Annotated in this window: 8 protein-coding genes and 1 pseudogene; 4 read left to right on the top strand and 5 right to left on the bottom strand. The window is 67.2% G+C overall.

Features of this window, described 5'->3' with window-relative positions; translation table 11 throughout:
- Nucleotides 1-128: 128 nt before the first annotated feature.
- Both H3O04_RS32045 and H3O04_RS32040 read right to left on the bottom strand, forming a co-directional pair.
- On the bottom strand, nt 129-797 hold the full coding sequence (locus H3O04_RS32045; protein WP_202589218.1) for an RES family NAD+ phosphorylase: 669 nt from the start codon (nt 795-797) through the stop codon (nt 129-131).
- A 29-nt stretch (nt 798-826) separates the two neighbouring features.
- Entirely contained in the window at nt 827-1,246 is a 420-nt protein-coding gene (locus tag H3O04_RS32040) for an MbcA/ParS/Xre antitoxin family protein (RefSeq protein ID WP_175786452.1), read from the bottom strand.
- Between the two features lie 233 nt (nt 1,247-1,479).
- Here H3O04_RS32040 and H3O04_RS32035 point away from each other — a divergent pair, with 233 nt between their 5' ends.
- Nucleotides 1,480-2,262 carry an ABC transporter substrate-binding protein gene (locus H3O04_RS32035; protein WP_027808985.1) on the top strand — a complete coding sequence of 261 codons (783 nt, stop codon included), beginning with the start codon at nt 1,480-1,482 and terminating at the stop codon, nt 2,260-2,262.
- 227 nt (nt 2,263-2,489) lie between these two features.
- Here H3O04_RS32035 and H3O04_RS32030 read toward each other — a convergent pair whose 3' ends face one another.
- The gene (locus tag H3O04_RS32030) at nt 2,490-2,738 is read right to left on the bottom strand and encodes a hypothetical protein (RefSeq protein ID WP_074803957.1); all 249 of its coding nucleotides are present in this window, start codon (nt 2,736-2,738) and stop codon (nt 2,490-2,492) included.
- 609 nt (nt 2,739-3,347) lie between these two features.
- On the opposite strand from H3O04_RS32030, the gene H3O04_RS32025 reads away from it, so the two are divergent.
- Nucleotides 3,348-3,734, top strand: coding sequence for a GtrA family protein (locus H3O04_RS32025; protein ID WP_078041430.1), 387 nt, complete (start codon nt 3,348-3,350; stop codon nt 3,732-3,734).
- A 37-nt stretch (nt 3,735-3,771) separates the two neighbouring features.
- On the opposite strand, the gene H3O04_RS32020 is transcribed toward H3O04_RS32025, so the two are convergent.
- Nucleotides 3,772-5,262: a sigma-54 dependent transcriptional regulator gene (locus H3O04_RS32020; RefSeq protein WP_027812306.1), complete on the bottom strand. Its 1,491-nt coding sequence runs from the start codon at nt 5,260-5,262 to the stop codon at nt 3,772-3,774.
- A gap of 454 nt (nt 5,263-5,716) precedes the next feature.
- The gene (locus tag H3O04_RS32015) at nt 5,717-6,634 is read right to left on the bottom strand and encodes a metal-dependent hydrolase (protein ID WP_011548184.1); all 918 of its coding nucleotides are present in this window, start codon (nt 6,632-6,634) and stop codon (nt 5,717-5,719) included.
- Between the two features lie 579 nt (nt 6,635-7,213).
- Between H3O04_RS32015 and H3O04_RS32010 the strand changes: the two genes are divergently transcribed.
- Both H3O04_RS32010 and H3O04_RS32005 read left to right on the top strand, forming a co-directional pair.
- Nucleotides 7,214-7,555 (top strand): FKBP-type peptidyl-prolyl cis-trans isomerase, encoded by a 342-nt coding sequence (locus H3O04_RS32010; RefSeq protein ID WP_006479474.1) that lies wholly within the window; start codon nt 7,214-7,216, stop codon nt 7,553-7,555.
- 25 nt (nt 7,556-7,580) lie between these two features.
- A pseudogene (locus H3O04_RS32005) lies at nt 7,581-7,996 on the top strand (AraC family transcriptional regulator); the annotation flags it as partial.

Raw genomic sequence — 7,996 nt, 5'->3', positions numbered from 1 at the left:
AAAGTGAGTCGGGCATTCTTATGGGTGTTCATCCGGCTGGGTTCCTGGAAGGTTGGGTGTTTGGCGACTTCCAGTCTCCCAGACTCAGTCCGGATGAACCATCGATACAACCTATTGAAGCTTCACACCTAGCCGACCTGATTCAGTTCGAACACCGCATCGACGGCCGAGCCGTTCCAGTTGTATTCGAGATAGGCCGCATGCTGGCAGTCGCGCAGCAGCGTCGTGCGGAACGCGGCGAGACATTCGCCGCGCGGGTCGCGCACCGACGGATAGACGATCCCCGCGCCGCCGGCCTGGCGCACCGCACGGCCGAATGCCTGCCCCGCGCTGTAATCGACCGGGTCCAGCAACGCGGGATCGCGCTGCGGCCACGTGCGCACGTCGGCAACGTCGCCGTGCGCGAGCACGGTATAGAGCCGCATCTGCTGGCGCATCGGCGGCTCCTTGGTCGCGGCGAGGAACAGCCCGCTGTGATAGCGCGTTTCCGCGATTGCCGTATCGCGCGAGCGCGTGCAGTAGAACACGCCGTAGCTGCCGTCCGAAAAGCGGCTGCCCAGCGGATTCAGGTGCGTGAACGCGGCCATGATCGGCCCCCAGCCCTGCCCGTAGCGGCGCTCGGCGGGCGGCACGAGCTCGAGCGTGCCGACTTCGTTGCGGATGCGGTCGTTGGTCAGCGATTCGAGCGCGTAGAGCGCGTCGAAATCGTCCGCCGACGCGACGCGGTCGAACAGGTTGATGGCCGGAAAACGGGTGGGAATCACGCGATAGGCGGGCGCCCAGTCGACGGTGGTCATGGGCCACCGGGTGACTTCGATCGGTGTCGTCACGCCCAGCCACCCCGCATCGCATCGAGATATTGCCGCACGGCCACCAGGTCGCCGACGTTGCCGGCCAGCATCCGGTCGAGCGCGCGCTTGCCGCCGAATGGCGCAGCGTCGTTCGGCCGCTTGACCCACGCATCGGCCGCGGCGGGCTGCGGCAGCAGGATCTGCAAGCCCTTGTAGATACCGAGCAAGAGCGATAGCCGCTCAAGTGTATCGCGCGGCAGGCGCGCCGATTCCGGCGCGGCCTTCCACTTGAAGAACGTCGAGCGGCCGGGCGACCCGAGCAGCACGATCTGCTCGTCGATCGTCAGTTCCCAGTCGCGCGCGATGTTGAAAAACGCACGCAGGCCGGCCGCCGACATCTGCGCGACCGAAGCGTGCGGCACGGCGGAATGCGATTCATAGGCGGGCTGTGACATGACGGTTAGTCTCGAAACGAATTTACTAACAAGATTAGTCCATTCTCGTATTTTTGCAAGGGTCGCACCCAACGATCGTCAAGCCCGTCCGACAAATCGATATTTTTCGTCCATTCTGGACTCTTATTTTATTTTCTGCGTTAATGGCCGGGCGGACACCGCGTCACGGCGCGGGTCGTGTCCGTGGAGACCGTGCCGCACAGAACCGGATGCACCATGCCAAGGAACGCACCATGAAGAGACTGATTGCCGCTGTTTCGATCGCCCTGCTCGCGGTATCCGCAGGCCCCGCCGTCGCGAAGGACTGGACCACGATCCGCTTCGGCACCGATGCCAGCTACGCGCCGTTCGAGTCGAAGGCGCCCGACGGCAAGCTCGTCGGCTTCGACATCGACCTCGGCAACGAGATCTGTGCGCGCCTGAAGGCCAAATGCGTGTGGCTCGAGAACGATTTCGACGGGATGATTCCGGCGCTGAAGGCGAAGAAGTTCGACGCGGTGCTGTCGTCGATGTCGATCACGCCGCAGCGCGCGCAGCAGATCGGCTTCACGACGAAGATCTACAACCAGCCGACGCGGCTCGTCGTGAAGAAGGGCTCGTCGCTGCTGCCGACGGCCGAATCGCTGAAGGGCAAATCGATCGGCGTCGAGCAGGGCACGACGCAGGAAACGTATGCGAAGGCGTACTGGGGCAAGCAAGGCGCGAACGTCGTGTCGTACCAGAACCAGGACGGCGTGTATGCCGACCTGATCGCCGGCCGCCTCGACGCGGCCCTCCAGGATGAAGTGCAGGCCGCGATCGGGTTCCTGAAATCGCCGCGCGGCGCGAACTACACGTTCGTCGGGCCCGAGCTCGTCGATGAAAAGGTGCTCGGCATCGGCGCCGGCATCGGCTTGCGCCAGGAGGACACCGACCTGAAGGCGAAGATCGACCGCGCGATCCACGACATGGTCAAGGACGGCACCTACAAGCGGCTCGCATCGAAGTACTTCGACTTCGACATCTACGGCGGTTGAAAAACGGCGTCGCGCGCGTACGGATGACTGCTTCCGTCGCGCGCGTCCGACCGCCCCTCCCCTTCAACCGGATGGCAACGGCATCGCGCGGTTCGCCGTTGCATCGAATGCCTGTCTTCTTGCGTCGTCCGCAGCGCGCGGCACGACGCTTCGCGTCATCGTTCGGATTGCATATCGATCGTTCGAGGCAACGACGGGCGATGCGAACGGACGTCGTGCGGATCGATTCAATAGGCGAAAACCGGGCGGCGCGGCACGGGCGCCCGTGCGCACATGCCCATGCGGATCGGGTTCGCGTGCAGGAAAGTGCCGACCCGGCGCGGATGACCGGCAACCAGCCGGATCCGCCTCGCACCGGGCGCGGAGAGATGGCCTGTCGAGGCATGCCGGTCCGCTGCAAGCGCGATGCTCGAACGGCGATGTCCCGAATCACTGCGATCGCGGCCTGCGGACCGCGGCGTGTGATGATCGATCATTTTTCTACCCCGTTTGCTGTCTGATGTTGGTTCCGGCAACCGGACGATGCCGATGCTCCGGCGATCAGCCGACGACGTTCCGTGCTCGCCGTGACGCGGCTGCTGCACCGCGTCCGACCGCCGCATCCCCGCGGACCGCGTCCTGGCCGGTACGGAAAGCTTTCGCTGCCTGACCGGAGGACCTCGCGTCGTCGACTCTCGCACGTCTTTCTTCGCAAGGACCGGGCCAGCGCGGCGCGAGCCCGGCCGGACAAGGCGGTGGCCGGGCCGGCTGGCGGCCGGAACGGGCATGGCATGCAGGAAGTTACGAAACTGAAACGTCGGCGCAACGGCGGGCGCCGGCCCCGTGACGGCGGGGCCTTGCGGAATAAGGCTGAACAATGGAGCGCGGAATTTTTACCGGCGGCGGGATGGCCGATCGACCCGTTTCGCCGCGGCAATCCGCCCGGCGATCCACACGAAATGTTTCATGCGCTTTACATGCCGACGCCGGTGGCAACACGCACCGCACGTCGCTGCCGGGAGGTGGACGCGGCCGCCGATCGCATGGCTATACTGCGACACCGCTTCACGCGATCTCACGCGACTTCACGCAAACCACCGCCCACGATGATCCGTACCTTCCATGCCGCCGAGCGCGCCAGGCTGATCCGCTTCGGCGTGTCCGGCGTCGGCTCGACCGCGTTGCATGCGCTGATCGCCGCCGCGATGTTCGCGCTGTTCGACGCGACGCCCGTCATCGCGAACGCGACCGCGTTCGTCTGCTCGACCGCGTTCTCGTATCTCGCCAACACGCTGTGGAGTTTTTCGTCGCCGGTGACGTGGGGCAACTTCGTGCGCTTTCTCGCGGTCGCGATGGCCGGCCTGGCCGTGACGATGCTGCTGGCGCGCGGCACCGACGCGCTCGGGCTCGCCCGCGCGTGGAGCATCGTCGCGGTCGTGCTGTGCGTGCCGCCCGTCACGTTCGTGCTGCACCGGCTGTGGACCTATCGCTGAACCGGTCCGCACGCATCACACGCCTCGCACCCGCCGCTCAGCCGACCCGCTGATGCCCCGCGTCGCCCGACGGCGCGCCGTCGTGTCCGCCGCTGTCGCCATTCCCGCCGTTGCCGCCGTTGTTGTCGTGATCGTTCAGCCCGTGCTCGATCATCATCCGGTAGAGCGTCACGCGTGAAATGCCGAGTTCGGCGGCGGCCTTGTTGATCCGGTGGTCGTTGCGCAGCAGCGCGTTCTCGATCGCGGTGCGCTCGGCCAGCGCCCGCGCCTGCTCGAGCGTCACGGGTTCGGTTTCGCCGGGCGTATCGAGTCCGAGATCGTGCGGCGTCAGCAGCCGGCTCTCGGCCATCACGATCGCGCGCCGCACGCGGTTGATCAGTTCGCGCACGTTGCCGGGCCACTCGTAGCGCCGCATCGCGTCGAGCGCGGCCGACGTGAAGCCGCTGATCTTGCGGCCGCTGTCGGCCTTGAATTTCTGCAGCACGTAGTGCGCGAGGATGTCGATGTCCTTGCCGCGCGCGCGCAGCGGCGGCTCGTGGATGCGCAGCACGCACAGCCGGTGATAGAGATCCGCGCGGAAGCGCCCGGCCTCGACCGCGCCGTCGAGATCGACGTGCGTGGCCGAGATGATCCGCACGTCGACCGCGATCGATTCCTGGCCGCCGAGCCGTTCGATCTTGCCCTCCTGCAGGAAACGCAGCAGGCTCGCCTGGCTTTCGACCGGCATGTCGCCGATCTCGTCGAGAAACAGCGTGCCGCCGTTCGCCGATTCGATCCGGCCCGCGCGCCGCTGGTTCGCGCCGGTGAACGCGCCGCGCTCATAGCCGAACAGTTCCGACTGCAGCAGGTGATGCGGAATCGCGCCGCAATTGATCGCGACGAACGGCCCCTTGCCGCGGCCGGAGCGCTCGTGAATCGCGAGCGCCGTCAGCTCCTTGCCGGTGCCCGACTCGCCCGAGATGAACACGCTCGCGTCGGTCTTCGCGACCTTGCGGATCGTGCTGAACAACTGCTGCATCGCCTCGCAGTTGCCGATCATCCCGTGTTCGCCGATCGACGCCGCATAGGCGGCGCCGTCGACGCGATCGAGTGCGGCCATCCCGCGCGCATGGCCGAGCACGTGCGAAATCCATTCGTACGGCAGCGGCAGCGTCACGTAATCGAAGCAATAGCTGCGGATCAGCTCGCGCACGGCGGGGCCGATCGTGATGCCGGCCTGCGCGATGGAAATCCAGCCGATCGCCGGCTGGCTCAGGCACATCTTCAGCGCGGGATAGTCGCGCGACGTGAACCCGGTGAAATCGACCAGCCCGGCGGCCACGCTCACGCCGCAGGTCATGTTCTGCGCGGCGCCGGCCGTCTTCGCGACCGTGATCTCCCAGCCGAGCCCGCGCAGTTGCGCCAGCAACGGCTCGTCCGGCGTGCGCATGATCACGAACAGCTTGCGGCCGGCCTCGGGAGCGGTGACGGACACGTCCGTCATCTCGGGCGCCGCCGGCCCGTTTGCGTCGGGTGACCTTGCAACCATCGTTGTTCCCCGCTTGGCGTTGGTATCGCGCGCCGGCTCGCCGCCGCGTACGACGGACACGATCGAACCGACATATTGGCCGTATTTCCGTCCGAATAAAATCCCCCTTCGCATGAATCGCGCCGGAGGTCGACGTTGCCATGAACGGTATATCGATGCGGCAGGCCCGCGGCTAGATGGGTGTTATCCCGGTGGCGGGCGCCGTGCGCGACCGGCAAGGACCGGCGCCGAGCGCGCAAAGCCGCGCCGGTACTGGCGCACGGCGATGGCGAACGACGCGGCGCACGCATGACCGGCGCGGCGGCGCATGCGCGCGCAACCGGTCGGCCCGGCACGCGGGCGCCCGTGCAACCGGTTCCGGTTGATTTTCGTCAATCGTCGGAAGAAGCGGGCTGATGCACGCACGCAACATGCACGGCGCCCCGCCGCGTGGGTGGAGCGAGGGACGGCCGGGTCAGCGGCCCGATGCGAGCGGCGCCGGCGCGTTGGCGCGACCGCGGCCGGCCGGCGTGCCGCCGTGTTCGCCGTAGGTGGCGGCCAGTGCGTCGACCCGCGCGAGATGATGGTGATTGTCGTGATCCCACGGGTGGAAGCCCGGCCGGAAAAAGCTCAGCCATTCGCCGGCGATGCGCGGAAACAGCCCGCGGCGCGGCCCGTACAGGAACGCGATCATCCGCAGCATGCCGCGCACGTGATGGCCGGCGCCGCGATCGCGCCACAGCAGCGTCGCATGCATCAGGAACACGGTCGGCCAGAACGTCAGCGTCGTCAGCAGATACACGCCGATGCGGATCAGGTAACGGCGCAGCCCCGGCTTCATCGCGGCATTCCACACGTCGAACGACACGGCCTTGTGCTCGGTTTCCTCCAGCGCGTGCCAGATCCACATCTGCCGGTAGCCTTCGACCGAACCGTCGAGGCGCGTCGGGTCGCGCAGCAGCCAGTCGGCGAGCATCGCCGTGTAGTGCTCGGCTGCCACCGTATGCGCGAGCTGTACCGAATGCGGCAGCTTGCGCTTCATGTAGCCGAGCACCGTCCACACGCGCTGGTCCAGCTTGCGCGCGGGCAGCCGGTTCGCCTGCATCAGCTCGTTGTATTCGATGTGCTCGCGCGTGTGCATCGCCTCCTGGCCGATGAAGCCGAGCACCTGCTGCTTCAGCACGGGATCGTCGATCCGGTCGCGATAGTTGCGCACCGAATCCATGAAGAAGCGCTCGCCGGCCGGAAACAGCAGCGACAGCGCGTTGAAGAAATGGGTCACGTGCGACCCGAGGCCATGCCAGTCCTTCGCGCGTTCGACCGGCAGGTCGAAGCGCAGGTCGCGGCGCACCGGCATGATCCCGGCCGCGGTGGCGGAAGCGGCTGACTTCATTGCATCGTTCTCCTGTTGCGGCGCGGCCCGGCGCATCGTCCGACGCGGCCGGCGCCAGCCCGGGCGGCGCAGCGCGCGCCGCCAAAATCATGACATCGACAGATGTAAAGATAGGCCGCGCGCGCCGGCACACGCAAGCCGCGCGGTAGATGCGCGCTTCCAAACAGGGCACGGTCGGCAACGCGGAAAAAACGGCGCTCGAACGACGCGCCGACGGGTCGGGATTCGAACGCGGGAGTGCGCGTCAGGGCGAGGTGCCGGATGCAGTGCGGCGCCCGGCGATCGGCCCGCAAGCCCCGTGTGGCGGGCCTTTCGCGGGATCGGGAAATGATCGTGCAGCAGGCTGCACGTGAGCCGGCCACATCGATTCATACGCGCAGCGCACTGCCGTGGTGCAACCTTGGCCCAGCGGCTCGCGAAAAATTCAAACGCGCGTTCCAATTGCGTGTCGGGCGATCCCGCGCGCGGCGCTCCGCCACGCTTGCCGACACGCGTACGGCGGCACGAAATCCACGCGCGCCGGCCCGTTGCGCGCTCGCCTACAATAGCGGTTTCACGCAACCTCTTTCAGGAGAAATCATGTCCGTCATCACGACCGAATCGGGCCTCAAGTACGAGGACCTGACCGAAGGCACCGGCGCGGAAGCGCAAGCCGGCAAAACCGTCAGCGTCCACTACACGGGCTGGCTGACCGACGGTCAGAAATTCGATTCGAGCAAGGATCGCAACGACCCGTTCGCGTTCGTGCTCGGCGGCGGCATGGTCATCAAGGGCTGGGACGAAGGCGTGCAGGGCATGAAGGTCGGCGGCGTGCGTCGCCTGACGATCCCGCCGCAACTCGGCTACGGCCCGCGCGGCGCAGGCGGCGTGATTCCGCCGAATGCGACGCTCGTGTTCGAAGTCGAACTGCTCGACGTCTGACCCCGCATCCGGCCGTTTCCTTCCGATGGAACGCATCGCCTCCCCCGCCATCGCGCTGCGCCGCTACGACACCTGCGAAGCGTCGGACGTGCACGACTTCCACCAGGTCGTGCTCGGCGTCGATGGCGCGATGGTGATGGCGGTGGACGGAATCGGCCGGCGCATCGACCGGCACGCGGCCTGGCTGATTCCGGCCGGCGCGCGCCACGACTACGCGGGCCTCGGCGACAATCGCCAGCTCGTGATCGACCTGCCCGCCGCGTCGCTCGCGGTGCCTCAGCGACTGTTCGACCATGCGCGCGCCGTGTCGATCGACCCGGCGCTCACGTCGCTCGTCGCGCAGGTCGCGGCGGCCGCCGCGCAACACGATGCACCGGACGGCGACGCACGGCAGGCCGCCGCGCACCGTTTCCAGTGGCAGGCCGCGGCACGCCTGTGCGA

It is taken from the genome of Burkholderia sp. KCJ3K979, assembly GCF_016759955.1.
Lineage (GTDB): Bacteria > Pseudomonadota > Gammaproteobacteria > Burkholderiales > Burkholderiaceae > Burkholderia > Burkholderia orbicola.
The sequence above is the reverse complement of the archived record's forward strand: the minus strand, read 5'-3'. Positions and strand labels throughout refer to the sequence as shown.